A 25860-nucleotide genomic window follows, 5' to 3' on the forward strand; every position below is an offset into this window, starting at 1 on the left:
GGATTTCAGCAGAAAAACATCGAATTCGGCGCCTTGAACGCGTAAGCTCGCCCCAGACAGCCGATATCAGGACAATGCCTCATGAACATTGCGCGTGCTTCGCTAGGGAATCTCGGGACGCTTCGGCGGAGCCTGCCGTCCGGGCCGGTATTGCCTCTGGCGATCTACTGGGCGGCCTTTGCGCTGTCGGTTGCAGCTTTCATCGCCGAATATTTCGTTGGCAACCATGTGCCCCAACTCGGTGTCTTGCTGGTGTTGATCAGTTTTGTGCCCTGCGGACTGGCCTGGCTGTTGTCGCGGGAACTGTTCCGCAAGGAGGCCGAGCGTAAGGCCTGGCCCGCGCTGGTCGTCGCGGTTCTGTACCTGACCTGCCTGATCAATTACCTGACGCCTGACTCCCAGGTTGGCGGGATGCTGGGCGTCGTGGCCAGCATGCAGTCCCTGATCGGGTCAGCCATGTTGCTGATGACATTTGTCGAAGCGATTGACGGGATGAACGCGTCAGCGCCGGAGCGAAGGTTTCGACTCGGTTTTGCTGGCGGGTATGCCGGGCTTGTCACCGTATCGTTGCTTGCAGACCAGCCGGGACTGGATGCGTGGCAAGACGAGTTTCGTATCGTTGCGGCGTCCTTTGCCTTGATGGGGGCGACCCTTGCCGTGCTGTATCGGCGTCGCAACCCTCTGGAAGACAGCAAAACCCGCAAAGCGGACCGTAGCCGCAGCGTGCCGTGCGATCCGGCGCTGGCGGCACGGTTGACGGCATTGCTTGAAGTCGACCGGATTTATCTGGAACCGAACATCAAAGTGGCCGATGCCGCGTTGCGCCTGCGAACACCCGACTACAGAGTCAGCCAGAGTATTGTGTCGGATCTCGGCTTCGCGAACTTCAACCAATTGATCAATTCGTATCGGATTCAAGAGGCCCGTGCCCAGCTGGTGCGGCCGGATCTGGCGGACCAGCCAATTCTGTCAATTGCGATGGAGTGCGGGTTTGGCTCGATCGGGCCGTTCAATCGCGCGTTCAAGGCGCATACTGGCATGACGCCGAGCGCCTATCGCCGCCGCGCGCTGGAGTCAGGCGCGGTGTTGTGAGGACTGGCGAACGGCGCGGCGGTGTCTAGACTGCGCGAAAGAGAATCACTTCCCGCCAAGAAAGGCCGTGCTCATGGCAAATGCTCCCGTTGGATCGAAATCCAACCCGTCCCAATTCGACATTCTCAGCAAGCTGGCCGATGACGAGCCCTATTTCGTGATCCGGGCAAATGACCCGCTGTCATCGGCGCTGGTCGAACTGCATGCCTATATCGGCGCGGGGCAGGCGGGTGCGGCCCACAATAAGCTGGCAGAGATCATGGCGCTGACCTCGGCCAAGGCGCCGCGTCCGGCGTCCAGCCCGAAATACCGCGAAACCTTTGCCATCTCGCTGGCCATGGAACAGTGGCGCGAGACCCATTCCGACGATTAGCGGCGGGGCGACATGCTGATCCGGCCCCTGACGCTGGAAAACCGGTTTGTGCGGCTCGTGCCGTTCGAGCCGGACCATCACGGGCCGCAACTGGTCGCCCTGTCGGAACAGACCGGCGCGCGACTTGGCACCTGGCCGGTCTTCGTCGCCGGAACAGGCTGGCTGGCCCCCTGGCTGGAGACGCTGCGGTCTCGCGTGGCGGCCGGGACACTCGTGCCGTTTGCTGTTTACCTTGGCGATGGCCGGTTTGCGGGCATGACCGCGTTCCTCAATCCGGATGCCGGGCACCGCAATGTCGAGATCGGCATGACGTTTTATGCTCCGGACCTCCAGGGCGGCGTGATCAACCCGGCCTGCAAACATCTCCTGCTGGGGCATGCGTTCGGGCAGGGGGCCTTGCGCGTCTATTTCCATGTCGATGAACGCAATGCCCGGTCCCGCGCGGCGGTGTTGAAGCTGGGCGCGGTCCAAGAGGGCCTTCTGCGCGACAACCGGGTCCTGCCGGATGGATTTGTCCGCACGACCGTGGTGTTCTCGATCCTCGCGCGTGAGTGGCCGGCAGTGAAGGCTGGCCTCGATGCGCGGCTGGCAGCATTTGAGGGAGCCTCCTGATGACGGAGCCGATCAATCTGAACAAGTTCCGCAAAGCCAGGGCAAAGGCTGACAAGGCGCAGCGCGCCAAGGAAAACCGCGCCAAATTCGGTCGCACCAAGGCGGAGAAAGACCTCGACACGGCCCGCTCCAACAAGGCCCGCGACGAGGCAGAGGCCCACAGGCTGGACACCCCACCGGACGAGCATGGTTAATCAAACATTACCGGACGGCCCCTGACTTGCAGAACGACTCCCGACTTTGTCTCAAAGCGGGAGGACATACTGATGGGACGCATTCTGGGAAAACTCGTTCTGGCTGGCATCGCGTTTGCGGCTGGCATCACCTGGGGCGTCATCGCCGAAGCGGCTGAAGCAGGCGTGCCGCTCTCGGCGCTGGCAGGTTTCTGACCGCTTTTCCGCAACGTCGCAGTCATGCCGCACCCGGAGTGGGGCAAGAGTCTCCCGATGCCGACACCGACGCAGCTGTCGCCGAATATCGACGGCTGCTGGATACGGATTGGCTCTAGCTATCGGGAGCTTCAACACCCGGATGCAGGATCGAGTTGATCAACTGGTCATCCATCCGGCGGCCTGAGACGCGTTCCAGCGCCGCAAAAATCGGACGGACCCTTTTCTCCTCGACGAGCGGAATGGACTGGGCAAGCTCGGCAGCCCGGGCATAGCGCAGCTGGGCCGTGGCCATGTCGCCGCGCGCCTCGGCGCAGGCGCCGAGATTGTGGATCACCGCCGGAGCGAGGGTCCATTCCCGTCCAAGTTCATCCCATTGCGCGCAGGCGCCGGTGAAATTGCCGTTCTTTGTTGCCTTCACTGCAGCGGCGAAACGGGGATCATTCTGCGCTTCCGGGGTCAGCCCGTCGGTCATGATTTCCGCCCGCATGGTCTGGTAATAGGGCGCGATGTCATTGCGGAAACGGCGCACCGCCTCGACGGTCGCGTCCTGCACCATGCCGATGGGCGCATTGTAGGGATCGTAGCTGGAATGGTGCGGGTCGCGCCAGACGCCCAGGTCCTGGCCACGGTCCTCATATTCGGCGACATCAACGCAGCTTTCGCGGCTCGCCCCGCCGAGTTGCTGCTGGCTGAACACCCGGCGGCCGGTCCGGTAGTCAATCAGCTCCGCCGTCACGACGACTTCGACGGTCTCCTCACGGCATTCGGTTTCCACGATGGCCCGGTGCTCGCAATCGAACAGGCCATCATACTCGACGCATTTCTTCTCCCGCTCGAACCGGGTTTCTGCATCCCAGGTCTCGATGTCCACGCGGCCTTGATACGTGCCCTGCGGCTGGCCCTGAGTCTGGATGAACCAGTAATCGCCATCAATCCGGATTTCGTCGATCATGTCCGAAAATTCGGTTTCGGCGACATTGCCGGCCGGCCCCCGGAACGGGCCAACAACGACATCGCGATATTCCGCAGCCTCCGGGAAGCCGGGCGCCATGCGGGCCTCGTAGTCATATCCGGGTGTGGCGCAAGCAGCGGCGAGGGCGGGCAGGAGCAGGATCGGGGCGTGTCTCATGTGGCGAGCCTTCAACAGTTTCAAGAGAGTAGGGTTGAGAGATACTGAACACACTCTGAACCGTGCAATGGCTGTGTTTGCGTAGGGTAAATTCTTGACGCGGGGAGAGGGCACCGCCACCTGTCTCGCAACATTGATGGAGCCCTAAATGACAAGTTCACTGTTCACCCCTTTCAAGATCAAATCCCTCGACTTGCCGAACCGTATCGTGATGGCCCCGATGACGCGGTCGAAGTCTCCGAATGGGGTGCCGGGCAATGATGTGGCGGAGTATTATGCCCGCCGGGCGGAAAACGAAGTCGGCCTGATCGTCACCGAAGGCACCACCATTCGCCGGGGCGGAGCTTCCAACGATCCCAACGTCCCGAATTTCCACGAGGCGGACTCACTGGCCGGATGGCAGAATGTGGTCGAGAAGGTGCATGCAAAGGGCGGCAAGATCGCCCCGCAAATCTGGCATATGGGCATGGTGCGCAAGGCTGGCAGCGGCCCCAATCCGGAGGCGCCCACCGACAGCCCGTCCGGCATGACGCATACCGGCAAGCAGGTCATCGATGCCCCGAGTTCTGCCGAGATCGACGACATGGTGCTGGCCTATGCCGACGCAGCGGCCGAAGCAGAGAAGCTGGGCTTCGACTGTGTCGAGGTGCATGGCGCGCATGGCTATCTGATCGACCAGTTCTTCTGGGACGTGATGAACAAGCGGGACGACAAGTTTGGCGGCACATCGCTTGTTGATCGAGCAAGTTTTGCCTCCGACATCCTGAAGGAAATTCGCAAGCGCGTGTCGGACGACTTCCCCATCATTCTGCGGTATTCGCAATGGAAGCAGCAGGATTACGGCGCCCGCCTGGCCACGACGCCGAAGGATCTGGAAGCCTTCCTAAAGGTTTTTGTCGATGCCGGTGTGGATGTGCTGCACGTCTCGCAACGCCGTTACTGGGAGCCGGAATTCCCGGAGATCGACGGCGAGCAGGGCCTGAATGGCGCCGGCTGGGCGAAGAAGATCACCGGCCTGCCCACAATCACGGTCGGATCGGTCGGGCTGTCGGGCGATTTCATCAAGGCATTCCAGGGCGAAGGCTCGGGTACGCGGTCCCTGGATGATCTGGAGGAGCGGCTGGCACGCGACGAGTTCGACCTGGTCGCGGTTGGCCGGGCTCTGCTGCAGGATCCGGAATGGGCGCGCAAGGTCCATGAGGGCCGGCATGACGAACTGGCTGATTACAATGCAGCGAGCCTCGCAACGCTATCTTAGGTCGATTTTTCCTTGCGCCGGGACGCAAGGAGTGGTTTTGGTAAATCCAGCTGGACCGGTGGCGGCCGATTGCCCTTGACCGCTGTGGGCCAGCTGGATGGTGGGGACGTATTTGAACCATCCAGTCACAATCTGATGCGACGCCATGTGGGGGACCCGAACACATGGTTTTCGCGCGCGGCCGGTCTCCCTGAATGCCGGCAGCCTTTTGTGCGGATGGACTTTTCCCCCTTCTGACGCAGGCGGTGCCTGCACCCCGGTGAGATGCCTTCACACCAGCATCTCGCTTGACCCTGCAGGGCCGCGTCCCGCACACCGACGCGTTCCTGCAGGGTCTTTTTATGTTTCAGATCGTGTCATGGAGTGTCAGGCCTTCCCATAGGCGTCGGCCAGCCATGCCAGCACGTCTCCATCAATCTCGTCCACGGAAGTCAGGCGCACCTTGTGCGTGCACATGCTGCCGGGTTTCTCCTCCAGCAGCCGGTCTGTGCCCGGAACACCCTTGAGGTTCAGACCGAGATCCACGCGGGACTTCGTGGCGGGGGTGACCACGGCGAAATTTTTCGACCGGCGGAAGGCCACGGAGGTTTTCTTCGGGGCGATTTCGACATCCTTGCCGAATGAGCGGGCCTGCTCTGCGAGAGTGTCATAGATCGGGCGCAGGCTGTCCTTGCCCTTGTATTGAGCTTCGAGCAGGTCGTCTTGGTCGGCGTCGAGGTTCCCCTTGGCGGCCTGGCAGACAAGATTGGCATAGCCATGTGTCAGGCCGTGTTCGGTCTTGAGCAGGTTCATCTGCTCCCCGAATTTTTCCAGCCCGCTCCTGCGGACCAGATCGGTCCAGTGATCCAGCGGCTTGCCGGTTTTTTCCAGCAGGCCCGTTTTCATGCTTTCCAGCATCTTGTCCGGCGAATTAGCCATGGGGTGTCTCCTTTTCGGGGGCGGGCATTTCCAGGGTCGGCGTGACCAGCGGCCAGTGTTCGAGGCGGCATTGCGCGGGTGTGAACAGGGCCATGACCGGCCCCAGCATCATCACCATGCGACCGGAGAATTTCGGCTTGCCGGTCTCGACCAGCGCCTTGAGGTTCTCGGTGATGAACTTGCCCCCGGGCACCATGGATTTTTCGGTCTTCGTGCCGGCAGGCACATTTTCCGTGATCAGGCGGAACCGCGTGCCGCCCTCCGTTTCACTCAGCTCGTAGATGACCGTGCAGGGCGCATCCTCGAACTGGGTGAATTTCATCGTGTGCGCATAGCGGTGCGGCGGCGAAAATTCGAGCACTTCGCCGACAACCGATGCGAATTTGCGGTCCGGTGTGATCATGCGCATCGGCTTTCCGGGTTTCAGCCCGTCTGCCGTGTCGCAGACCGCCCCGAAGAAAAAGGGCAGGGCCTCGTCTGTCCTGACCAGCGTGTCCCAGACGATGCGGATCGGGGCATCGATGAAGACTTCATAGATGGCGCGGTCGGCAAGCGCGGCCGCGTCGGCGGATGTGGCAGTCATTTTGGGTCCTCCTTCTGCCGGGCGGCCGCCTCGGCGGCATATTTCAGGCCGGTGACCCGGCTGGCGAACTGGCTGGAATACGCGCTCATCCAGCGGTCCTGGATCATCTGGATGGGCGCCGCATTGAGATAGAGCCGACGGCTGCGGCCGTCTTTCTCGCTGACAACGAGGCCGGCCTTTTCCAGCACGGCCAGATGATTCATCACCGCAATGCGGCTGACATCGAAATGGCGGGCGAGCTCGCCGACGGGAATGCCGGGGGTCGCTTTCAGAATGTCCAGAATCTGCCGCCGGCTCTCATGAGCGAGCGCGTGGAAGACGGCAGACATATCGTGATCTGTAATCATGTAATTACTAAATTACATAAATGGGCGTGAGTCAACCCGATTGAGTTGACCGAATTTCTCAGGGATTCAGGCGGGTGACCCGCACGGAAACGGCCTTGCGGTGTTCCGCCTCGAACGTGCCAGCCGCCCCGGTGTTGTCGGTCATGGCCGTTTTGTAGCGGTTCATTTCCTCCAGCCGCGTTTCGAACCCTTTGAGCAAGGCGTCTTGGTCTTCACTTCGTTCTGGGGCGGCTTTCAGGGTCGCGACACGATCTTCCAGCCAGAGCCGCGCTCGTCTGGCTGCCTCTTGGCGATTGGCCAAAGCTTCTGGAGAAGGGGCCTTGTCGGCTGTGACAATAATCGTGCTTCCTGCTGCGAACACACAGGCTCCCGAAGCGATCGCTTCGTTTGCAGCATTTGCAGGGCCCTTGCCGGATTCCAGCATTGTCACGCTGGCACCGTACTCGGTGGGGGATGCCACACATATCTTGAAAACCTGGATCATGGATGCGTCGCCGCGTCCGCTGGCGAACACTGTGCGGCTTTCACCGGGGTCGAGCTGGAAACTCATCCGGTTCCCGTCGTCTGCCCATGCTGGCGGCTGGCTCAGGGCCACAAGGAACAAGGAGATTACGCAGCACTCGATCCGTTTCATCTTGGGGTGCCTTCAATTTCAACCTTGGAGAGGGTCTCATGAAGCGAACCTGATCGCAACAGTCGCGTGTGCCGCAAACCCTGCCCAACGGGGCATTCGGTGCTATATGTTCGCCATGAGTTCCAATCCGAATCGACTGTCCATTTCCCAGATGGCGGCGGCCAAGCCGCCGGTTGCACAGGGGGACGCCGCCTATCTGGACGGCCTGAACCCTGAGCAGCGCGAAGCCGTGTTGACCACTGAAGGCCCGTTGCTGGTGCTGGCGGGCGCGGGCACGGGCAAGACGCGCGTGCTGACCACCCGACTGGCGCACATTATCGGCACGCGGCTGGCCTGGCCGTCGCAGACCCTGACCGTGACCTTTACCAACAAGGCCGCGCGGGAGATGCGCGAGCGGGCCCTGTCCATGCTGGGCGAGGCGGGCGAGGGGCTGCGCTGGCTTGGCACGTTCCACTCGATCAGCGCGCAGATCCTGCGCAAGCATGCTGAACTGGCAGGGCTGAAATCCACTTTCACCATCATCGACACCGATGATCAGATCCGCCTGTGCAAGCAGATCATCCAGGCCGAAAACATTGACCCGAAACGCTGGACGCCGCGCTATCTGGCCAGTCTCATCGATGGCTGGAAGAACCGCGCCCTCACTCCGGACAAGGTACCGCCGGAGGAGGCGCACCAGTTCGCAGACGGCAAGGGCATCACCTGTTACCAGATCTACCAGGCGCGGCTGAAGGTTCTGAACGCGTGTGATTTCGGCGACCTGCTGATCCACAACATCATCATCTTCCAGAACAACCCTGATTTGCTGAAAGAATATCACGACAAGTTCCGGTACATCCTGGTGGACGAGTATCAGGATACAAACGTGGCGCAGTATCTGTGGCTGCGCCTGCTGGCGCAGGGATCCCAGAACATCTGCTGTGTCGGCGATGACGATCAGTCGATCTATGGCTGGCGGGGTGCGGAAGTCGACAATATCCTCCGCTTCGAGAAGGATTTTCCCGGGGCGCATGTGATCCGGCTGGAAAAGAATTACCGCTCCACCAAGCACATCCTGGCCGCCGCGTCTTCCGTGATCAGCCACAACAAGAGTCGGCTCGGCAAGACGCTCTATGTCGGCGACGACAATTCCATCGATGATATCGACGCCTCCAAGGTGAAAGTGCGCGGCCTGTGGGATGGCGAAGCCGAAAGCCGCCTGATTGCCGACGATATCGAGAGCTGGGTGTCGAAAGGCGGCAGCCACGAGGATTGCGCCGTTCTGGTGCGGGCGTCCTGGCAGATGCGGGCGTTCGAGGAACGCTTCATCATGCTGGGCATTCCCTATCGGGTCATTGGCGGACCGCGCTTCTTCGAACGTGCCGAGATCCGAGACGCGCTGGCCTATCTGCGCCTGATACGCTCTCCGGATGACGATCTGGCCTTCGAGCGCGTCGTGAACCAGCCAAAGCGGGGGATCGGGAACACGTCACTGGCCAAGCTGCAATCCTATGCCCGGGAGGATGGGCGCAGCCTGTTCGTTCTGACCCCGATGGTCTTGCAGACCGACGAGATCAAGGGTGGCGCCAAGCGGGGCCTGACCCAGTTCATCGACCAGATCAATCTGTGGCGTGACAAGCTGGCGAATGGCATGCCGCATACAGAGCTTGCCGAGACGATCCTGGAAGAATCCGGCTATACCGACATGCTGCAGAAGGATCGCAGCCCTCAGGCGCAGACCCGGCTGGACAACCTCAAGGAACTGGTCCGGGCCATGGGCGAGTTCGACTCGCTGGCCGGTTTCCTGGAGCATATCGAACTGGTCATGGATGCCTCGACCGGCGGAGCCGGCGAGGACCAGGTGCAGATCCTGACCCTGCACGGCGCGAAAGGTCTTGAGTGGCCAGTCGTGTTTCTGCCGGGCTGGGAGGAGGAAGTGTTTCCTTCCCGGCGCAGCCTGGACGAGAGTGGCATGAAGGGCCTCGAAGAGGAGCGTCGGCTTGCCTATGTCGGCATCACGCGCGCGCGCCAGCACGCCTATATCTCGTTTGTCGCGAACCGGCAGATCTATGGCCGCTGGCAAAGCGTACTGCCGAGCCGTTTCGTGGACGAGTTGCCTCACGAACATGTCGAGGCCGTGTCAGAAACCGGCTATTCGGGTATGCCCGGTGGCGACACCGGCTTTACGGGCACGGTCGAGGATCTGGGCGAGCGGTCCAACTACAAGAGTCCGGGCTGGCAGCGCCTGAAAGAGAATGCGGGCAAGTTCGACACTCGCCCGCCGCGCGACGCGACCAATCTTTCGGCGACGTCTGGCGGACCGTCGGGCTTCAAGGTCGGCACGCGCATCTTCCATGACAAGTTCGGCTATGGTCGTGTGGCGCACACCGAGGGCAACAAGCTGACCGTGGATTTCGAGAAGTCCGGCCGGAAGAAAGTGATCGCCACCTTCGTGCAGCCGGCCTAGAGGTTGACCGGACCGGGCTTTCGGAATTGGATGACCGGGGCAGAGCGGCGAGGCGTGAATGGCCGGCTATATCGAGAAACGGCTGTATGAAGGCGAGACGCTGCGGTATCGCGGCCAGTTTCACTGGCTGGAACATGCGAAAGCCTGGCTGATGCTGATCGTGTTCGGCATCCTGATCTTCGGCATCATCTATTTCATTGCGGAAATGGTGCGACTGAACACAACCGAATTCGTGGTGACAGACCGGCGGGTGGTCATGAAGACCGGATTGTGGTCAGCCGACGTCAACGAAATTGCGCTGGATGCGATTGAAGGCAGTTCCCTGAATCAGGGGATTGTCGGCCGCATTTTCGGCTTTGGACGCCTGTCGGTACATGGGCGGGGCGAAACCCATATCAATTTCCCCAACATGGCCCACCCGCAGATGTTTCGCGCCGAGGCGGAGAAAGCCAAGCAGGCCGTTGTGGCACCGGAGGTCCCGTCAAAGGGCTGAGCCGAACTGTCCGGAAAGGCTAGCAGCGCCGGGGGCCTGGGTCAGGGGGAGGGAAAGTCAGGCCAGCCTCGAAGCGCGATGGGTGGATGCGCTTGCCGACAAGGGCGAGGGCCAACCCGACGCTGCAGGATCCTGTTTCCCACAGGCCGGGCGAACGCAAACCGAATGCGGCGTTCATCTGCCGCTCATCTTGCGACCCTATTCGGCCGCCGGCAGGGATTGGCTGGCGGGATCATTCTCGTTCGCCGATTGCGGCGCTGCCGACTGGCGCCGCGCGGCGCGCTTGCCGCGAACGCGATCCTTCATCCGGCCCGCCCAGCGCCTGACCCGGTGCGGGGCCAGAAGCCAGACCGGCGTCACCAGAAGGATCATCAGGGTCGAGAAGCCGAGGCCGAACACCACGGCCGTGGCCAGCTGGACCCACCATTCGGAACTTGCGCCGCCGAAATTGATGGAGCCTTCGAAGAAATTGACATTCATCTGGATGATCATCGGCAGCAGGCCGCAGATCGTCGTGCCGGTTGTCAGCAGGATCGGGCGGATCCGCTGGGCGGCTGTCGCGATGGCGGCTTCTTCCGGGGTGCGGCCGTCGCTGAGCAGTCGATTATAGGTGTCGATCAGCACGATATTGTTGTTCACCACAATGCCGGCCAGTGCGACGATGCCAGTGCCGATCATCAGCTGCGAGACATAGGGCAGGATCAGCTGGATGCCGATCACCACGCCAGCCGTTGACATGATGACAGCCGTCAGGGTCAGGAAGACCTGCCAGAAATTGTTGAACTCCCACAGGAGAATGATGGCCATCATGAACAGCATGGCCAGAAGTGCGCCCTGGAAGAAGGCCGCAGCGTCTGCACTGTCCTCGTCTGCGCCTTCAAAGCGCACTTCGACCGTACCGGGAATGTCCTGCTGAGCGATCCAGGTCTTGATCTCTTCGACAATGGCCGCGCCTGCGCCCTGTTCAACGGCGTTGGCGCGTACATCGATCACACGTGCCCCGTCGCGGCGCGTGATCTGGCTGACGCGCGGCGCGGGCACACGCTCGACAAACAGGGAGAGGGGCACATTACCGCGCGGCGTGGCGATGCGCAGATCGTCGATCGCGCTGGCGCTGCGGTCTGCCTGCGGGAAGCGCACGCGGATATCGACTTCGTCCTGCGCGTCATCCGGGCGGTAGCGCCCGACGAGAACGCCTTCCGTGATCAACTGGACGGCGGCGCCGACCTGGCTGATGTCGAGGCCGTACTTGCCGGCTTCGGCACGGTCGACTTCGAGCTGGTATTCGATGCCGGGCAGGGGGCGCGTGTCCTCGACTTCGCGCAGGTCCGGCCGGGTTTCGAGATAGTCGCGCACAAGGCGTGCGGTTGAATTGAGCGCAGCGGCGTCTTCGGAGAGCAGCGCGATCTGGACGTCCTTGCCCGATGGCGGCCCCTGTTCGCGGGCCGCAATCTCGAAGCGCAGGCCGGGCACCTGGCTGAGCCGTTCACGGATGTTTGCGAGCGTGCGACGGCCATTGTGCACGCCGTCTGCGGTGGCAAGGTCGATCAGGAGCTGGCCGACCGTATCGATGGGCTTGCTGGACGATCCGTCCGGCGAAAAGATTGCGCCGCCGGACCCGCCCGCCTCGGTCGAGATGTCCTTGACGCCGTCCATGCCAGTAATGGCCGCTTCGGCGCGCTTGACCAGAGACAATTGTTCCGCTGTGGACAGGCTGCCCTGGGCCTGGACAAAGACGAAGGCCTGTTCCGGCTCGACGTCCAAGAACAGTTCGGATTTGTGCGGTGTGGAGCCGAACCAGATGAAGATGGCGATCACGCCGGCAATGGCGACACCGGTCACGGCCAGGGGCCGCGCGATGAGGGATTTGAGCAGGCGGACATAGCCGCCGAGCCAGCCGGTGGCGGCTTCGGGATCGGCATCGGCTGCCAGCGCGGCAAGGCTTTCATCGGTGCCGCCGGGGCGCGCCCCAATGACAGAGCCCAGCACCGGCAGGAAGATCAATGCCATGACCAGCGAGGCCGACAGGACGAAGATCAGCGTGATCGGCAGATAGGCCATAAACTTGCCGGGCATGGAATTCCAGAACAGGAAGGGCACGAAGGCGGCCAGTGTGGTGGCGGTGGAGGCGACGACCGGCCAGAACATGCGCTTGCCGGCCATGCCATAGGCGTCCTTCCGGTTCAGGCCCTCGGCCATTTTCCGGTCGGCATATTCGGTCACGACGATGGCGCCATCCACCAGGATGCCGACCGCGATGACCATGCCGAACATGACCATCATGTTGATCGTGTAGCCGAAGGCGCCGAGCAGAAGGAAGGCCATCACGAAGGAGGCCGGAATGGAAATGCCGACGAGGAGCGCAGAGCGCAGGCCGAGCGCCGCGACACAGATGATCATCACCAGCACGACGGCGGTGATGATGGAGTTCTGCAGCTGCCCCAGCTGGTCCCCGATCAGTTCGGAGGCATCGGACGTGATGCGGACATCGACCGTGCTGGGCCATGACTCCTTCTGCGCGGCGACCGTGTCGCGCACGAAATTGGCGGTGTCGAGAATGTTGGCACCGGAGCGTTTCACGATCTGCAGCTGGAGGGCAGGCGCGCCATTGAAGGTGGCATAGCCAGTGGCATCCTTGTAGGTGCGGCGGATTTCGGCCACGTCCGACAGGGTGACGGTTGCCGTTTCGGAGCGTTTGACCGGCAGGTTCAAGGCGTCCTGTGCGGTGCGGATCAGGCCGGGCACCTTCACGGCGAAACTGCCTTCGCCGGTATCGATCTGGCCGGCCGGAACGAGCTGGTTGTTGGCCGTCACGACGGCGTAGATGTCCTGATAGGACAGATTGTAGGTTTCGAGCTTCACCGGATCGACAACGATTTCCAGCACATCCTCGCGCTGGCCGATGATGTTGGCCTCGAGAATGCCGGGATTTCGTTCCAGCAGGTCCTGCAGGGTTTCGGCGATGTCGTTGAGGCCCCGTTCCGGCGCCTGGCCGAACAGGTTCACCACCATGATCGGGAATTGCGAGGCATTCACCTCGGTGATGATCGGCTCGCGGGCATCGTCCGGGAAGAAGCGTTTGGCGAGGTCGACCTTGTCCTTCACATCCAGAACGGCCTGGTCGATGTCGGAGTCGATCTCGAATTCGAGGATCAGCTGGCCGGCCCCCTCGGCCCCGATCCCGATAAAGGTCTTGAGGCCTTCAAGGGACTGGATTTCCTGCTCGATCGGCTTGACCAGAAGGCGTTCGGCGTCTTCCGGCGTCACGCCGGCGAGCGGCACGGTGATGCCGACAAACGGGATCGGAATGTCCGGGTCGGCTTCCTTGGGCAGGCCGACATAGGTGGCGGTGCCGGCGATGATCGCGCAGATCAGGATGGACAGAACCATCCGGGCGCGGCCAATGGCGCCTTCGACGATGCGGGTCATGGCTGGGCCCCGCCCTGCGGTGCCGGACGGACTTCGACGCCCTCGGCCAGATAGTCCTGGCCAATCGCGATCAGCCGGGCGGGGGATGGCAGGCCCGTGACCCAGGCGCCTTCCGGTGTCTCGTCGATCACGGCGATCGGCGCAAAGCGGACAATGTTCTGATCGTCGACATAGCGCACGCCCAGATCGCCGGCATCGGACAGGGTCAGCAGGCCCGGCGAGATCAGCGTGGCGGGCACCTCGCCCATCGGGATGAAGAGTTCGGCCGTGACGCCGGCGGCGACCGGATCGTCGCCGGTATCGAGTTCTGCCTCGATGCGGAAGGTGCGGGTGCCTTCCTGCGCCGTGCGGGACACATAGCGCAGGCTGGCGGGATAGGTCTTGCCGCTCGGCAGGCGCGCCGTGCCGGTCATGCCGGTCTTCAGCTGGCCGGCATTCGCCTCGGCCACTTCCACTGCGACGATCACCGGATCCATGTCGACCATGGTGCCGCAGGCCTGCCCGGGTGAGAGATAGTCACCGGCCTCGGCAAGGCGCGTTTCGAAAATGCCGTCAAAGGGGGCGCGGATCTGTGTCTTGGACAATTCCACGCGGGCAGCGTTCACGGAGGCTTCGGCCGCATCCAGCGCCGCCTTGGCGGCTGCTTCATTGTTGGCCGGGGCAAGTCCCTTTTCCGCCAGGGTTCTGGCCGCCTCGAAATCGATCCGTGCCGCGTCGCGGCGGGCTTCGGCTTCTTCCAGCCGTGCCGCACGCGCTTCCACGTCCAGCCCACACAGAAGCGTGCCGCGGGAGACGCGCGTGCCTTCGCGCACCGGGGTCGACACGACATTGCCTGCCGTTCCGGCTTTCACGGTGACGGACTTGTCGGGCTCGGTCAGCCCCTTGGACTTGAGCCGGATGCCATGGGTCTGGGCAGAGACGGTGAACGTCACGGCCTCCGGGGCCGCCGTGTCCTGGGTCGCGCGGACTTCTTCCTGCTGGGTGCTGATGTCACCGCGGATCACACTGCGGACAACAAACCAGGCCAGAAGGCCGACGAAGATGGCGATGGCAATTTTAACGGATCGGTTCACGGTTCAGTCTTTCGCACAGCAGTGCTTCTAGCAGATATAGGCGGCCGCGTCGTCGCTTTAAGCGCGCCGCGCAAGTGTAGTTAACAGGGGATTGTTGCAATCCGGCAAAGCTGCCTGCGCGAATTGCGGGTTTCGCGAAACCTATGATTAATGAATGCCCTCGGAAGGCTGTCGCGTGATCAGATCCAGCGCCGCCAGCGCAGGATGATCACGAGGAGCAGCGTGGTGCCGAGCAGTCCGAGGACGAGCAGGGCAAAGGCGGTGGAGCTCTCCACGCCCGGCATGCCGCCGACATTCACGCCGAACAGGCCGGTTACGAAGCTGATGGGCAGGAACACCGCTGACAGGATGGACAGCACGAACAGGCGCTGGTTCATCACTTCGGCGCGTTCCTCGATCACCTGTTCCTGCAACACCGAGGACCGGTCCCGAATGGTATCGAGTTCTTCGGCCAGGCGCGTCACACGGTCTGCGGATTCCCGCAGGTAGAGCAGGTCATGATCCGTGAACAGGCCGGACTGTGCGCCCTCCCGCACCAGCTGGGCGAGGGCTTCGCGTTGCGGCAGGATATAGCGCCGGACCTGCAGCACGCGACGCCGGAATTCCGACAGCGTGGAGCGTGGCAGCTTGATGGCCGGATCGAGCAGGTCTTCCTCGAACTGGTCGGCCTGTTCATCGAAGCGCGAGACTTCCGGCTCCATGCGGTCGGTCAGGGCATCAGCCAGTGCCGCAATCAGCCCGCCGGTGGAGTGGGGGGCCTTGCCGTCCCTGATCTGGGTTTCCACATCCCGGGCACCCCGGATGGGTTTGGCCCGGAGCGTGATCAGTGCCGTGTCACTGGCCCACATGCGCAAGGCGAGCATGTCTTCCAGCGCTTCGCCCTCATTCAGGTTCATGCCCCGAAAGTTGACGAGGAACCCCGCCCCGTGCCGCACGGCGCGGGGCCGCGTGTCTTCCTGCAGCAGCGCTTCGGTTGCCAGCGCGTCCAGCCCGCTGCGGCCCGCCAGCCAGTCGCGTACATCGGGCGACCGGCGATTGAGGTGCAGCCAGTAGCGGCTGAACTCTGTCAGCCGGCCATTGATGACGTCTGCCCAGGTCAGCGCCGTGGCGGTGCCATCGACGCCGAATCCGTAACCGAAGACGAGCGGGGCATTGCCGGTGTCTGGAGCCGGGGGGGCAGGCGCTGCCATCTGATCAGAGCGCCGAGACCGGTGGGGTGCGGGAAATCCAGGGGCGGGCCATTTCAAGCTGCAGGGCAAGTTCGAACAGTAACGCGTCTTCTCCGCGCTTCGCCGAGAACATGGAGCCGATAGGCAAGCCGCCGGACGACCAGGACAGCGGGACACTCATGGATGCAGCGCCAGCAACATTCATCGGCGCGGTGAAGGCGGCGAAGTTCAGGACATTTTCCATCACCTTGTCGAAATCGCCATCGGGCGCCTGTTCGCCAATCGGAACGGCCGGGCTGCCGGTGACCGGTGTGAGCAAAACGTCGATGTTGCTGAACCATTCATTGTAGGCGGCCTCGAAGGCGAGGAGGTATTCGACCGTTTCCGGCATCTCGGCCTGTCGGGCCTGGAACATGGTGGCAAGGCCGAGCGTCCACGGCTCGACGATGTCGGGCCCGACGGGTTTTCCGGAATAGGCGCTGGCGGCCTGAGTGAAGGAGGCTGCCCCCGCGGCCCAGTAGAGCAGGAACCGGTCGGTGAATTCTTCTCCATTGATTGGCACCGTGAAGTCCACGACGTCATGGCCGAGCTCACGGCACAGCTGCGCCACGTCTTCCAGCGCGGCGGTGGTTTCTGGCGAAACACGGGTGCCGCTGATCGTGTCCGGCGCAAAACCGATCCGCAACGGGCGGTCCAGCGGAGCAATCTCGGCCAGTGGCGTATAGGTGCCATCATTCACTTCGGCGACCCGGAGTAGTTCGATGGAATCGCGCACCGTGATCGTGACGGCATGATTGACGGCGATATCGACCGGCGGCGCGTCTGCGGGGGTGCGCTTGTCCAGACGCCCCCGGGACGGCTTCAGGCCGAACACGCCGCAAGTGGATGCCGGGATGCGGATGGAGCCACCCCCGTCACTGGCATGGGCGAAGGGCACAACGCGGGCCGCGACCAGGGCAGCGGCGCCGCCGGAAGACCCGCCCGGGATGCGGGAAAGGTCCCAGGGGTTGCGCGTGGCGCCTGTGACAAGGGGTTCGGTCGACGAGATCAGACCCACTTCCGGGGTCGTAGACTTGCCGAGGGAGACCACACCCGCTTCGCGCCATGAGGCCGCGAAGGGCGAGTCTGTCTCGGAGATATTGCCCACGAACGCCCGGCTGCCCCACAGGGATTGGGTGCCTTTCCAGCCGACGAGATCCTTGATGAAGGTGGGTACGCCGCTGAAGGGCCCGTCCAGCGGGGATTCCGCATCGAGGCGTGCCTGCGTGAAGGAATCGGTCGCGATGGCATTGATCTGGCCATTCACGGCCTTTGCCCGCGCGATGGCCTTGTCGACCTCTGCCAACGAGGTTGTTTCGCCCGTCTTGATGCGGCCCGCAATGGTCAGGCCGCTTTCCCACCCTGCCGGCGGCACTGCCTTGGCGGCGACCGGACTTGTGGCGGGTGTCAGCGTATCGGCAGCCTTCTGGCCGCAGGCTGCAAGCGCTGCCACGGCTGCGCCTCCGAACAAGGCTTCGCGCCGAGAAAATCTGGTCATGTCTTTCACTCCTCCCAATTCCCTGGAGCGGAGCGTGAAACGCGAACGCGCAAACTGCAAGCGTCAAAACAGGAAAAGACCGCGCTTTTCAACGCGGTCTTCAGGAAATCGGGGCGGGGTGGTGCCTATTGAATCACGCCGCAGGCCACCCGCGCACCAGCGCCGCCAATGGGCTGGGTCAGGTGGTCGTCTTCGGCTTCGTGAATGATGATGGCCGACCCGTCTTCGTCGAGCAGCGAATCGAGTGCGGTCAGGCGTGTGAACGCCTCGTACCCGGCAGAGCCGTCTCCCGCGACCCATATATTCGGCAGGTCGCCCGCTTCGGGCCCTTTCGGGTTCAGCAGGCCATGCGCGCCTTCGACCTTGCCATGATGGCCGCCGGAAGCGGTGAACTTGCCGACATCCTCGCAGGTACCCACCGCATGCAGGTGCAGGCCGTGCCAGCCCGGGCTCAGGCTGCCGGGATCGAGCTCGATGCGGATCAGTTCGCCGTTCGGACCATCCAGGAACCGGGCCGTGCCGATCTCCGTGCCTTCGCTGCCGACCAGCGTGGCGGACGCAGTCATCATCGACGGGAACACACCTTCATCGGGGCCCGGCATGTCCTGCGCCGTGGGCAGGCCGTTTGAGTCCTCGGGCATTTCCTGGGGTGTCGCGCCCTGTTGTCCGCACGCAGCAAGGGCGACGGCGAGGCAGGCGATGGCAGTTCGGGTCATGTTCGGGGTCTCCTGTCAGATTGGGTCTGATATAGGGTGATACGTCTATGTGGCAGGAAGGCTCCATCGCGTGAAGGATCGTGCGGATAAATTACTCGTAAGCCTTGGCCTGTTCGAAAGCCGGGCTGCTGCCCGGGCCGCCATCGAGGCCGGCCGGGTGACAGCGGCAGGCGTCCGTGTCGCAAAGCCGTCCCAAACGCTGTCGAGCGATGACGATATCACCGCAACACCAGCGCATCCCTATGTGTCGCGTGGCGGTCTGAAACTGGCCCATGGACTTGCCGTGTTCGGTGTGGATCCGGCGGGGCGTTGCTGCCTCGATATCGGCGCGTCCACCGGCGGCTTTACCGATGTCCTCTTGCGGGCAGGGGCGCGGCATGTCGTGGCAGTGGATGTGGGACGAGGCCAGTTCCATCATTCGCTGGCCGGCGATCCCCGCGTGACCAGCCTGGAGGCGCAGGATGCCAGAACCCTGACAGCACGTCTTGTGGGTGAGGCGCCGACGCTGCTGGTCTGCGATGCCAGTTTTATTGCATTGGAGAAATTGCTGGCGGTACCCTTGTCGCTGGCGGACCGGGCTGCGGAATTTGTCGGCCTGTTCAAGCCGCAATTTCAGGTCGGCCGCGAGCATGTGGGCAAGGGCGGCCTCGTCACCGACCGGGAGGCCTCAGACCGGGCGGCCGAAGCGATTGCAAGCTGGATGGCGGGGCAGGGCTGGCCCATTCGGGCCTGGACCGAAAGCCCGATCACGGGCGGCGACGGCAACGCCGAGCGCCTGTTCCATGCGGTACGGGCCTAGTAGCCGGTCTCGTCGAAGGAATCGTGGATTTCCCATGTGCCGTCATACGGATCGCGGCAGGCGGTGATCGGGTCCCGAATGACCTGCCCATCCGGCAGGCGTGTCTCGCGCTCGATCGTGCGGCATTCGATATCCGTACCGGCCTGGGGCGGCAGGGTCGGTCCCGGCACGGTCGAGACCGGATAGGTGCGGCTGGGCGGGGCCGTGTTCGGATAGGTCATGACTTCCGGGCCGCCATACAATCCATCGGTTGTCCGTGGAATGCCACCTTGCGGATAGGCTGTGCCCATCGACGTGCCGTATGGGGTTGCAACATGGCAGGGGCGGGCCGTGTCCTCGGCAATGGCGCCGCCGGCCAGGCCGCCGACGATTGCGCCAAGGATTGCCCCGGCTGCGACTTCGTCGGAATTGCCATTGCCATGATAATAGCCGCCATGCCGGCGATGCCCGCGATACCCCCGGTATCCGCGATGGCCACGATGGCCCCTGTGCCAGTGCGCGTCGCCATCATCGACATTGTTGCCGATGGCGCCGCCGATCAGGCCACCCGCCACGGCGCCGACAAGCACGCCCGCAAGCTTGTCATCCTTGCGCTGGCGTTCGCACTGAACATTCTGGACCGGGGCATTGTAGGTGTAGCCGCTCTGGGCCGACGCGGTGGCCGGGATTGCAAGACTGGCGGCGGCAAACGCGCCGATGATCAGGGACCTGCTTTTCATCGAATGACTCCTTGGTGCAGACACGCTCACCCTCAACAATCCCCGACAGTCTCATTGTGAACCTGAACACGAGGTGAAAGCTGGACGAAGCAGGATGTGCGCCACATATTCGGGACATGAGCGTGTTTGATCTAGCCACCCGTACTGTGGGCCGCGCGCGCTATGCCGCCGCGCAGGGGCTTCGGTCAGCCTGGTATGGCACCCAAATGGGCGCGGCCCGACGCAGCGCCACCGGGTTTGACCGCCCCGGGGAGCCCGCGTTCCGGCCGACCCGGGGGAAGCCAGACCTGACTGTCCTGCGCCGGGCGTATCTGGATCTGTTCATACAGGATCGGCTGAATGTCGAGGCGGGTCTGTATCCCGCACCAAAGGATGTGCGCCTGAAAGACCTGCCAAGGGCGTTGCGGTCGGCGCGGGCTTTCCTAGACGATGTGGCAGAGGTGGATCGCCGCCGTCTGGAGCGAAACGGGACCGAAGTGCGCCAGCAAGTGCCGGACGGCCAGAACCGGTATCCGGCTTATTATCTGCAGAATTTTCACTATCAGTCGGGCGGCTGGTTCACCGAGGACAGTGCAGACCTGTACGACACACAGGTGGAAGCCCTGTTCACAGGCACGGCCGATGCGATGCGGCGGGCGGTCCTGGCCGAGATCTCCCGGGAGATGAAGGGCCGCGACCAGCGCAGGATCAGCCTGCTGGATGTGGCATGCGGCAATGGCCGGTTCCTGTCGCAGGTGATGCAGGTTTATCCGAAGCTGAAGGCGACCGGTCTGGATTTGTCGCCGACCTATACAGACGCGGCGCGCACGCGGCTCGCGCCATGGAAACAGGTCGAGATCCTGCATGAGGCGGCGGAAACCATGCCGCTCGAAGATGACAGCCAGGACCTGATCGTGTCGATCTTCCTGTTCCATGAATTGCCGCCGCGCGTGCGCCCGCTCGTGCTGGCGGAGATGCGGCGCGTGCTGAAGCCGGGCGGATTGCTGATCATCGCCGACAGTGCCCAGTTCGGCGACTATCCGGAGATGGACGGATTGCTGGAATACTTCCCGCACGGCTTCCATGAGCCCTACTATAAGGGGTACCTCTCCTGGGATGTCCGAAAAGCGTGCGAATCTGCCGAATTGCTGCCTGAACGGCAATCATTGGCATTTCTGACGAAAATCAGCAGTTTTCGCCGCGAATCCTAGCGCCTTGTAAGTGAACTGTTTTCTTCGGGAGTGAGCGTAGCTTGCTCCCGGATGAAGAAATATTGATTTGCGCGAATGGAACATGACAGTAATATGACAGTTACGTTACGGTCATGTGACACGAACTATGAACCAGGAAGGAAAGGAGGCACCAATGGCCGTCCTAGATCATAATGATAACCATGTTTCCTGGCTGGCGCACAGGGACCACGCTCTCAGCGAGTCGCACCTGCGTGTCCTGCGGGGGGCAATGTTGACCTTGGCGGGTATCGTCGGGGTCAGTCTTGCGATTGCGGTCGATCCGCTCTTCAACCTGTTTGCCTGATACGGCGACCGGTCAGAAGCTTGGCAGCTTGCCAGTTCCCAGAATGGGCATGGCATAAGCAAGAATGATGGAAATGATGAGGCCGAGGAAGGCACGTCCGGCATCGCCGACGACGTCTTTCACGGCCTCATTCTTTGCCCGCAACTGGGCGACATAGGAAATCGCCAGTTCCCGCCCGGCCAGCAGGCCGAGGAACACCCAGGTCGTGCTCATCGGCACATTGCTGACTTCCTTGAAGATGAACAGGATGACGCCATAGATCAGGTCGACGATGGTGGCTGCGCGCACGTCCACCGTGTTGATCTTGCTTTGCACGATCTTCTGAATTTCTCCGCCCCGCGTCGCGAAGATGTAGCCCTGGATCGCCACCAGCAGGATGGCCCCGAAGACCACATAACCCAGCGAGAAGGCGACATGGGTCTCGTCGCCCGTCACCGTTACCGTGCGCGGCAGGTAGACGAAGATGTTGGCGAGATCCTGCATCAGCCATTGTGACCACAGGAACGTCGTGGTGAGCCACTGGAACGTGACCCAGTAAGGCCAGGGCAGTTCGTCCTTTGTGTGGAACACCCAGCGCTCGAAGGTGCGGGAGATGATGATCCAGATGATCGCGCCGCATGCAAAGGCCACGACATAGCCCATGGCGGACTTGATGATCATCTTTTCGAGAATGCCTTCACTTGCCGAGCCGCCGGACAGGGCGAACAGCGTCAACACAAGGAAGGTGGTCGAGACCGGAATGCCGAACCGGGTCAGGAACAGCAGGACGAGCGGGGGCAGGGCATGCCACCACTGGATACCCGGCATGAGAAGTTGCGTACGGTCGCCCTCTCCGGGCAAAACGGACAGCTTGTCGAGACGGTCATAGGCGACATCGCCCTGGCCGTGGAAATAGCCGTAGAAGATGACGACGAGCAGGATGGCGCTGGCGAACAGCCACAGGACCCACCAAGGACGGCTTGCGTTCGAGGAGAGGAATGTGCCGAGGGTCTGGATCGAGTCGTTTGCCACGACGGCGTATGCAGCCAGCACAAAGCCTATGAGGCCGAAAATCTCTACGCCACCCATGCCATCAACCCATCACTGCTTGTAGAAGACTGAACGCGAGTTAGCAGGTTCACTGTGCATTGCCGATAGCAGGTTTGTGAACTTACTGTGACACGCGCTTTCGCAGTCATCTGCCCGTTTGCCCCCTGTGACGCAACTTCGCATCTGCCAATACGCAGGCCAGCATGGCTTCGGCGACCGGCACGGCACGAATGCCGACACAGGGATCATGCCGCCCGATGGTGCGGACGTCTACCTCTTCGCTGTCACGGGTCACCGACCGGACGGGATTCAGAATCGACGAGGTCGGCTTGATAGCGATTCGCGCGACGACGGGCTGGCCGGTCGATATGCCGCCCGCAATGCCGCCATTGTGGTTGGCCAGGAAGCGTACGCCATCATTTCCGCTGCGCATTTCGTCAGCATTCTGCTCGCCGGACAGGGCGGCGGCGGCAAAGCCTTCGCCGATTTCGACGCCCTTGGCGGCATTGATGCTCATCAGGGCGGCGGCGAGTTCGGAATCCAGCTTTCCGTAGACCGGGGCGCCCCAGCCGGCCGGAACACCGGTGGCTTCGACCTCGACAATGGCTCCAGCAGAACTGCCGGCCTTGCGGGTCTCATCCAGGAATGCCTCCCAGACGGGCACCATGTCGGCGTCCGGGCACCAGAAGGGATTGTCTTCGGTGATGTCCCAGTTCCAGCGGGACCGATCGATGGCGTGCGGGCCGATCTGCACAACGGCGCCCCTCAGCGTGATTCCATCGCCGAGCACGCGGCGCGCCACGGCGCCGGCTGCCACGCGGGCGGCTGTTTCCCGTGCGCTGGACCGTCCGCCACCGCGATAGTCGCGCACACCATATTTGGCGTCATAGGAGAAGTCGGCATGACCCGGCCGGTAGCGGTCCCGGATTTCGCGATAATCCTTCGAGCGCTGGTCGGTATTCTCGATCATCAGCGAGATCGGCGTGCCCGTCGTGACGGGGCCACCGGTGCGATCATCCTCGAATACGCCGGACAGGATCTTCACCTGGTCCGGTTCCTGGCGCTGTGTGACGAACCGGGATGTTCCGGGGCGCCGCTGATCCAGGAAGCGCTGGATGAAAGCCGCATCCAGCGGCAGGTTGGGCGGGCAGCCATCGACCACGCATCCGAGGGCCGGCCCGTGGCTTTCGCCCCAGGTCGTCACGCGGAAGAGGTGGCCGAACGTATTGTGAGACATGGCTGCCCCCTGAAGGTTGGCCCCTAGCCGAACAGGTGCTCGACGGCCGCGCGTTCTTCGCGGAGCTCTGCGTCGGTGGCGTCCATCTTGGCGCGCGAGAACTCATTGATGTCGAGTCCCTGGACAATCTCGTACTTGCCGTCCTTGCAGGTGCACGGATAGCCGTAGATTACGCCCGGTGCGATGCCATAGGACCCATCGGATGGAATGCCCATTGAGACCCATTCGCCTTCCGGCGTACCGAGGGCCCAGCTGCGCATATGGTCGATGGCGGCAGACGCAGCCGAAGCGGCGGAAGAGGCGCCGCGTGCCTTGATGATGGCCGCGCCGCGCTGCTGAACGTCCGGAATGAAGGTGTCCTGGTACCAGGCATCATCGACTTGCGGCTTGGCAGCATCGCCTTTCACAGTCGCGTGGTGAATGTCCGGATACTGGGTGGCCGAGTGGTTGCCCCAGATGATGACATTCTTGATGTCTGTATTGTGCGAGCCAGTCTTCTCGGCCAGCTGGCTCATCGCGCGATTGTGGTCGAGGCGCACCATGGCCGTGAAGCATTTCGGATCGAGATCGGGAGCATTCTGCTGGGCGATCAGGGCATTGGTGTTGGCGGGGTTGCCGACAACGAGCACTTTCACATCCCGCGATGCGTGGTCGTTGATGGCCTTGCCCTGCGGGCCGAAGATGCCGCCATTGGCGGACAGGAGGTCCTTGCGCTCCATGCCGGCTTTGCGCGGCATGGCGCCGACGAGCAGGGCATAGTCGCAATCCTTGAAGGCAACATTCGGATCGTCGGTGGCGACGATATTGTTGAGCAGCGGGAAGGCACAATCGTTGAGTTCCATGACCACCCCGTTCAGCGCGCCGAGCGCCGGGGTGATTTCCAGCAGGTGAAGGTCAACCGGCTGGTCCGTGCCAAGCATGTCGCCAGCGGCGATGCGGAACAGGAGGGCGTAACCGATCTGGCCGGCAGCGCCGGTGACAGCGACTTTCACGGGCTTTTTCATGGGAGTGTCCTTCTTGCAGGTGATTTCGCGGCATCAATGGCGAATTTGTCACCGAAGGGCAAGCGGGCATGCGCCTATGCCGCAGGATGGCGGCGGGTCGGGCAAGGTATCGCAGTAGGACTCCGGCCCGGATTGGCCTATATCACGGCCAGACCTGCAGCTGCCTGAACCGGACAGAGTGATGAGCCCCACCGACAAACCCGACATCATCCCGCCATCGCCCAGCGCAACGGATTACGCGACCGACCCGAATGGCAAGCCGCTCATTCCGGACGTGACGGACCCGATTGCGCTGTTCAAGGAGTGGATGGCGGCAGCGCGGGAGACGGAGCTCAATGACTCCAACGCCATGTCGCTGGCCACGATCGGTGCGGATGGCATGCCGGACGTCCGGGTCGTGCTCCTGAAAGAGGTCACCGAGGAAGGGTTCGTCTTCTTCACCAATCTGGAAAGCGCGAAGGGACAGCAATTGGAGCGGACTCCAAAAGCGGCCCTGGGCTTTCACTGGAAAAGCCAGCGCCGCCAGGTGCGCGTGCGCGGCACGGTCGAGCCGGTGTCGGAAGCGGCGGCGGATGCGTATTTTGCAACCCGCGCCGCCCAGAGCCGGATCAGTGCCATCGCGTCCGACCAGTCCCGCCCGCTGACGGACCGGACCGAATTCGAACAGCGCGTGGCCGAATTGTCTGAAATCTTCGGCGACGGACCGGACATTCCCCGCCCCGAATTCTGGGGCGGGTTCCGTGTCGTGCCAGTCGAGATCGAGTTCTGGCAGGACCAGGCCTTCCGCATGCATGACCGCCTCAAATTCACCCGGTCGGGCGCTGGCTGGTCATCGGGAAGGCTGTATCCCTGATCGGTCAGACGGTGCCGTTGAGCACCTGTTCGATGATCAGGTGCGGCTGGCCATCGCTGGTCTTCGCCCAGGATTTGCCGTCGCCGCCAACCATGGCCGAGACACGCTGGCGATGGGCAGAGAAGCTGTCGAACGCGACGACATCAACCGGCACGTCAAAGTGCAGGGTCACTTCATAGCCCATGCCGCCGGCAAGTTCCCGGATCGCAAGGACGCGGCCCTCGAAGGGCTGTTTCAGATAGCGTCCCGCCACCTGGTCTCCAAGTTGGCAGGGGGCTTCCGGCGTGTTGGACAGGCGGGCAGAGGCGGTGTTCCAGTCGCGATAGCCGAGTTCGGCAGCGACCAGTTCCAATGCCTTCGAGTGGGAAATCGTGTGTCCCGCTGTGCCGGCCTCCAGGCGCAGTTCGCGGGCACGGGCCTTGGCGGCATCGCGCGTGGTGATGGTTTGAGTCATGGGTGGGGATCCTTTCCCTTCATTCCGGCGCGGTCAGTGTGCACGGGGC

27 protein-coding genes are annotated in these 25860 nt (G+C 62.7%); 12 read left to right on the top strand and 15 right to left on the bottom strand.

Going from position 1 to position 25860, the window contains the following annotated elements:
• Window positions 1-81 precede the first annotated feature (81 nt).
• The 5 genes from HF955_RS10180 to HF955_RS10200 all read left to right on the top strand — a co-directional run bounded on the left by HF955_RS10180 (window position 82) and on the right by HF955_RS10200 (window position 2466).
• A complete protein-coding gene (locus HF955_RS10180; RefSeq protein WP_291075033.1) occupies window positions 82-1092 on the top strand; it encodes a helix-turn-helix domain-containing protein in 1011 nt (336 codons plus the stop codon).
• A gap of 73 nt (window positions 1093-1165) precedes the next feature.
• Entirely contained in the window at window positions 1166-1465 is a 300-nt protein-coding gene (locus HF955_RS10185) for a hypothetical protein (protein ID WP_027837898.1), read from the top strand.
• Between the two features lie 12 nt (window positions 1466-1477).
• Window positions 1478-2077 carry a GNAT family protein gene (locus HF955_RS10190; RefSeq protein WP_291075034.1) on the top strand — a complete coding sequence of 200 codons (600 nt, stop codon included), beginning with the start codon at window positions 1478-1480 and terminating at the stop codon, window positions 2075-2077.
• Window positions 2077-2271 (top strand): DUF4169 family protein, encoded by a 195-nt coding sequence (locus HF955_RS10195; RefSeq protein WP_291075035.1) that lies wholly within the window; start codon window positions 2077-2079, stop codon window positions 2269-2271. Before HF955_RS10190 ends, HF955_RS10195 begins: the two co-directional genes overlap by 1 nt.
• A 72-nt stretch (window positions 2272-2343) precedes the next feature.
• On the top strand, window positions 2344-2466 hold the full coding sequence (locus HF955_RS10200) for a hypothetical protein (protein WP_291075036.1): 123 nt from the start codon (window positions 2344-2346) through the stop codon (window positions 2464-2466).
• A gap of 115 nt (window positions 2467-2581) precedes the next feature.
• On the opposite strand, the gene HF955_RS10205 is transcribed toward HF955_RS10200, so the two are convergent.
• Window positions 2582-3598 (bottom strand): hypothetical protein, encoded by a 1017-nt coding sequence (locus HF955_RS10205; protein ID WP_291075037.1) that lies wholly within the window; start codon window positions 3596-3598, stop codon window positions 2582-2584.
• A 148-nt stretch (window positions 3599-3746) separates the two neighbouring features.
• Here HF955_RS10205 and HF955_RS10210 point away from each other — a divergent pair, with 148 nt between their 5' ends.
• On the top strand, window positions 3747-4856 hold the full coding sequence (locus tag HF955_RS10210; RefSeq protein WP_291075038.1) for an NADH:flavin oxidoreductase: 1110 nt from the start codon (window positions 3747-3749) through the stop codon (window positions 4854-4856).
• 366 nt (window positions 4857-5222) lie between these two features.
• Here the strand turns inward: HF955_RS10210 and HF955_RS10215 are convergent, their stop codons facing one another.
• The 4 genes from HF955_RS10215 to HF955_RS10230 are packed head-to-tail and all read right to left on the bottom strand — an operon-like array spanning window position 5223 to window position 7338.
• The gene (locus HF955_RS10215; protein ID WP_291075039.1) at window positions 5223-5774 is read right to left on the bottom strand and encodes a DUF4287 domain-containing protein; all 552 of its coding nucleotides are present in this window, start codon (window positions 5772-5774) and stop codon (window positions 5223-5225) included.
• Window positions 5767-6357 carry an SRPBCC domain-containing protein gene (locus tag HF955_RS10220; RefSeq protein WP_291075040.1) on the bottom strand — a complete coding sequence of 197 codons (591 nt, stop codon included), beginning with the start codon at window positions 6355-6357 and terminating at the stop codon, window positions 5767-5769. The genes HF955_RS10215 and HF955_RS10220 overlap by 8 nt, the downstream gene beginning before the upstream one ends.
• Complete coding sequence (locus tag HF955_RS10225) at window positions 6354-6704, bottom strand: helix-turn-helix transcriptional regulator (RefSeq protein WP_291075041.1); 351 nt, start codon at window positions 6702-6704, stop codon at window positions 6354-6356. Before HF955_RS10225 ends, HF955_RS10220 begins: the two co-directional genes overlap by 4 nt.
• Before the next feature lie 58 nt (window positions 6705-6762).
• The gene (locus tag HF955_RS10230) at window positions 6763-7338 is read right to left on the bottom strand and encodes a hypothetical protein (RefSeq protein ID WP_291075042.1); all 576 of its coding nucleotides are present in this window, start codon (window positions 7336-7338) and stop codon (window positions 6763-6765) included.
• Window positions 7339-7444: 106 nt separating this feature from the next.
• On the opposite strand from HF955_RS10230, the gene HF955_RS10235 reads away from it, so the two are divergent.
• A complete protein-coding gene (locus HF955_RS10235; protein WP_367279728.1) occupies window positions 7445-9784 on the top strand; it encodes an ATP-dependent helicase in 2340 nt (779 codons plus the stop codon).
• Between the two features lie 58 nt (window positions 9785-9842).
• Window positions 9843-10277, top strand: a complete 435-nt coding sequence (locus HF955_RS10240) for a PH domain-containing protein (RefSeq protein WP_291075044.1) — start codon at window positions 9843-9845, stop codon at window positions 10275-10277.
• 198 nt (window positions 10278-10475) lie between these two features.
• On the opposite strand, the gene HF955_RS10245 is transcribed toward HF955_RS10240, so the two are convergent.
• From HF955_RS10245 to HF955_RS10265, 5 genes are all read right to left on the bottom strand, one after another.
• Window positions 10476-13706 (bottom strand): efflux RND transporter permease subunit, encoded by a 3231-nt coding sequence (locus HF955_RS10245; RefSeq protein WP_291075045.1) that lies wholly within the window; start codon window positions 13704-13706, stop codon window positions 10476-10478.
• Window positions 13703-14779: an efflux RND transporter periplasmic adaptor subunit gene (locus tag HF955_RS10250; protein ID WP_291075046.1), complete on the bottom strand. Its 1077-nt coding sequence runs from the start codon at window positions 14777-14779 to the stop codon at window positions 13703-13705. The genes HF955_RS10245 and HF955_RS10250 overlap by 4 nt, the downstream gene beginning before the upstream one ends.
• A gap of 179 nt (window positions 14780-14958) precedes the next feature.
• A complete protein-coding gene (locus tag HF955_RS10255) occupies window positions 14959-15969 on the bottom strand; it encodes a zinc transporter ZntB (protein ID WP_291075047.1) in 1011 nt (336 codons plus the stop codon).
• Window positions 15970-15973: 4 nt separating this feature from the next.
• Window positions 15974-17485, bottom strand: a complete 1512-nt coding sequence (locus HF955_RS10260; RefSeq protein WP_291075048.1) for an amidase family protein — start codon at window positions 17483-17485, stop codon at window positions 15974-15976.
• A gap of 125 nt (window positions 17486-17610) precedes the next feature.
• The gene (locus tag HF955_RS10265) at window positions 17611-18201 is read right to left on the bottom strand and encodes a superoxide dismutase family protein (protein WP_291075049.1); all 591 of its coding nucleotides are present in this window, start codon (window positions 18199-18201) and stop codon (window positions 17611-17613) included.
• A gap of 70 nt (window positions 18202-18271) precedes the next feature.
• On the opposite strand from HF955_RS10265, the gene HF955_RS10270 reads away from it, so the two are divergent.
• On the top strand, window positions 18272-19000 hold the full coding sequence (locus HF955_RS10270; RefSeq protein ID WP_291075050.1) for a TlyA family RNA methyltransferase: 729 nt from the start codon (window positions 18272-18274) through the stop codon (window positions 18998-19000).
• Here the strand turns inward: HF955_RS10270 and HF955_RS10275 are convergent.
• Window positions 18997-19719: a hypothetical protein gene (locus HF955_RS10275; RefSeq protein ID WP_291075051.1), complete on the bottom strand. Its 723-nt coding sequence runs from the start codon at window positions 19717-19719 to the stop codon at window positions 18997-18999. The genes HF955_RS10270 and HF955_RS10275 overlap by 4 nt on opposite strands.
• A gap of 116 nt (window positions 19720-19835) precedes the next feature.
• Between HF955_RS10275 and HF955_RS10280 the strand changes: the two genes are divergently transcribed.
• On the top strand, window positions 19836-20909 hold the full coding sequence (locus HF955_RS10280; protein ID WP_291075052.1) for a class I SAM-dependent methyltransferase: 1074 nt from the start codon (window positions 19836-19838) through the stop codon (window positions 20907-20909).
• A 154-nt stretch (window positions 20910-21063) separates the two neighbouring features.
• The gene (locus HF955_RS10285) at window positions 21064-21234 is read left to right on the top strand and encodes a hypothetical protein (protein WP_291075053.1); all 171 of its coding nucleotides are present in this window, start codon (window positions 21064-21066) and stop codon (window positions 21232-21234) included.
• A 12-nt stretch (window positions 21235-21246) separates the two neighbouring features.
• Here the strand turns inward: HF955_RS10285 and HF955_RS10290 are convergent, their stop codons facing one another.
• The 3 genes from HF955_RS10290 to HF955_RS10300 form a co-directional block, all read right to left on the bottom strand.
• A complete protein-coding gene (locus tag HF955_RS10290; RefSeq protein WP_027837911.1) occupies window positions 21247-22302 on the bottom strand; it encodes a hypothetical protein in 1056 nt (351 codons plus the stop codon).
• A gap of 106 nt (window positions 22303-22408) precedes the next feature.
• A complete protein-coding gene (aroC, locus tag HF955_RS10295; RefSeq protein ID WP_291075054.1) occupies window positions 22409-23500 on the bottom strand; it encodes a chorismate synthase in 1092 nt (363 codons plus the stop codon).
• A gap of 23 nt (window positions 23501-23523) precedes the next feature.
• The gene (locus HF955_RS10300) at window positions 23524-24504 is read right to left on the bottom strand and encodes a malate dehydrogenase (protein WP_291075055.1); all 981 of its coding nucleotides are present in this window, start codon (window positions 24502-24504) and stop codon (window positions 23524-23526) included.
• Window positions 24505-24685: 181 nt separating this feature from the next.
• Here HF955_RS10300 and pdxH point away from each other — a divergent pair, with 181 nt between their 5' ends.
• Complete coding sequence (gene pdxH, locus HF955_RS10305; protein WP_291075056.1) at window positions 24686-25357, top strand: pyridoxamine 5'-phosphate oxidase; 672 nt, start codon at window positions 24686-24688, stop codon at window positions 25355-25357.
• A gap of 4 nt (window positions 25358-25361) precedes the next feature.
• Here the strand turns inward: pdxH and HF955_RS10310 are convergent, their stop codons facing one another.
• Window positions 25362-25811, bottom strand: a complete 450-nt coding sequence (locus HF955_RS10310) for a glyoxalase superfamily protein (protein ID WP_291075057.1) — start codon at window positions 25809-25811, stop codon at window positions 25362-25364.
• Window positions 25812-25860 lie beyond the last annotated feature (49 nt).

Origin of the sequence: Hyphomonas sp., assembly GCF_017792385.1 — a bacterium.
Lineage (GTDB): Bacteria > Pseudomonadota > Alphaproteobacteria > Caulobacterales > Hyphomonadaceae > Hyphomonas.

Bases quoted from the DNA above. Each gene is read 5' to 3' on its own strand.
- HF955_RS10205 (WP_291075037.1), bottom strand. From the start codon at position 3,598: ATGAGACACGCCCCGATCCTGCTCCTGCCCGCCCTCGCCGCTGCTTGC.
- HF955_RS10220 (WP_291075040.1), bottom strand. From the start codon at position 6,357: ATGACTGCCACATCCGCCGACGCGGCCGCGCTTGCCGACCGCGCCATC.
- HF955_RS10195 (WP_291075035.1), top strand. From the start codon at position 2,077: ATGACGGAGCCGATCAATCTGAACAAGTTCCGCAAAGCCAGGGCAAAG.
- HF955_RS10210 (WP_291075038.1), top strand. From the start codon at position 3,747: ATGACAAGTTCACTGTTCACCCCTTTCAAGATCAAATCCCTCGACTTG.
- HF955_RS10245 (WP_291075045.1), bottom strand. From the start codon at position 13,706: ATGACCCGCATCGTCGAAGGCGCCATTGGCCGCGCCCGGATGGTTCTG.
- pdxH (WP_291075056.1), top strand. From the start codon at position 24,686: ATGAGCCCCACCGACAAACCCGACATCATCCCGCCATCGCCCAGCGCA.
- HF955_RS10230 (WP_291075042.1), bottom strand. From the start codon at position 7,338: ATGAAACGGATCGAGTGCTGCGTAATCTCCTTGTTCCTTGTGGCCCTG.
- HF955_RS10260 (WP_291075048.1), bottom strand. From the start codon at position 17,485: ATGACCAGATTTTCTCGGCGCGAAGCCTTGTTCGGAGGCGCAGCCGTG.
- HF955_RS10280 (WP_291075052.1), top strand. From the start codon at position 19,836: ATGAGCGTGTTTGATCTAGCCACCCGTACTGTGGGCCGCGCGCGCTAT.
- aroC (WP_291075054.1), bottom strand. From the start codon at position 23,500: ATGTCTCACAATACGTTCGGCCACCTCTTCCGCGTGACGACCTGGGGC.
- HF955_RS10255 (WP_291075047.1), bottom strand. From the start codon at position 15,969: ATGGCAGCGCCTGCCCCCCCGGCTCCAGACACCGGCAATGCCCCGCTC.
- HF955_RS10215 (WP_291075039.1), bottom strand. From the start codon at position 5,774: ATGGCTAATTCGCCGGACAAGATGCTGGAAAGCATGAAAACGGGCCTG.
- HF955_RS10285 (WP_291075053.1), top strand. From the start codon at position 21,064: ATGGCCGTCCTAGATCATAATGATAACCATGTTTCCTGGCTGGCGCAC.
- HF955_RS10235 (WP_367279728.1), top strand. From the start codon at position 7,445: ATGTTCGCCATGAGTTCCAATCCGAATCGACTGTCCATTTCCCAGATG.
- HF955_RS10290 (WP_027837911.1), bottom strand. From the start codon at position 22,302: ATGGGTGGCGTAGAGATTTTCGGCCTCATAGGCTTTGTGCTGGCTGCA.
- HF955_RS10190 (WP_291075034.1), top strand. From the start codon at position 1,478: ATGCTGATCCGGCCCCTGACGCTGGAAAACCGGTTTGTGCGGCTCGTG.
- HF955_RS10185 (WP_027837898.1), top strand. From the start codon at position 1,166: ATGGCAAATGCTCCCGTTGGATCGAAATCCAACCCGTCCCAATTCGAC.
- HF955_RS10240 (WP_291075044.1), top strand. From the start codon at position 9,843: ATGGCCGGCTATATCGAGAAACGGCTGTATGAAGGCGAGACGCTGCGG.
- HF955_RS10265 (WP_291075049.1), bottom strand. From the start codon at position 18,201: ATGACCCGAACTGCCATCGCCTGCCTCGCCGTCGCCCTTGCTGCGTGC.
- HF955_RS10200 (WP_291075036.1), top strand. From the start codon at position 2,344: ATGGGACGCATTCTGGGAAAACTCGTTCTGGCTGGCATCGCGTTTGCG.
- HF955_RS10275 (WP_291075051.1), bottom strand. From the start codon at position 19,719: ATGAAAAGCAGGTCCCTGATCATCGGCGCGTTTGCCGCCGCCAGTCTT.
- HF955_RS10310 (WP_291075057.1), bottom strand. From the start codon at position 25,811: ATGACTCAAACCATCACCACGCGCGATGCCGCCAAGGCCCGTGCCCGC.
- HF955_RS10300 (WP_291075055.1), bottom strand. From the start codon at position 24,504: ATGAAAAAGCCCGTGAAAGTCGCTGTCACCGGCGCTGCCGGCCAGATC.
- HF955_RS10225 (WP_291075041.1), bottom strand. From the start codon at position 6,704: ATGATTACAGATCACGATATGTCTGCCGTCTTCCACGCGCTCGCTCAT.
- HF955_RS10180 (WP_291075033.1), top strand. From the start codon at position 82: ATGAACATTGCGCGTGCTTCGCTAGGGAATCTCGGGACGCTTCGGCGG.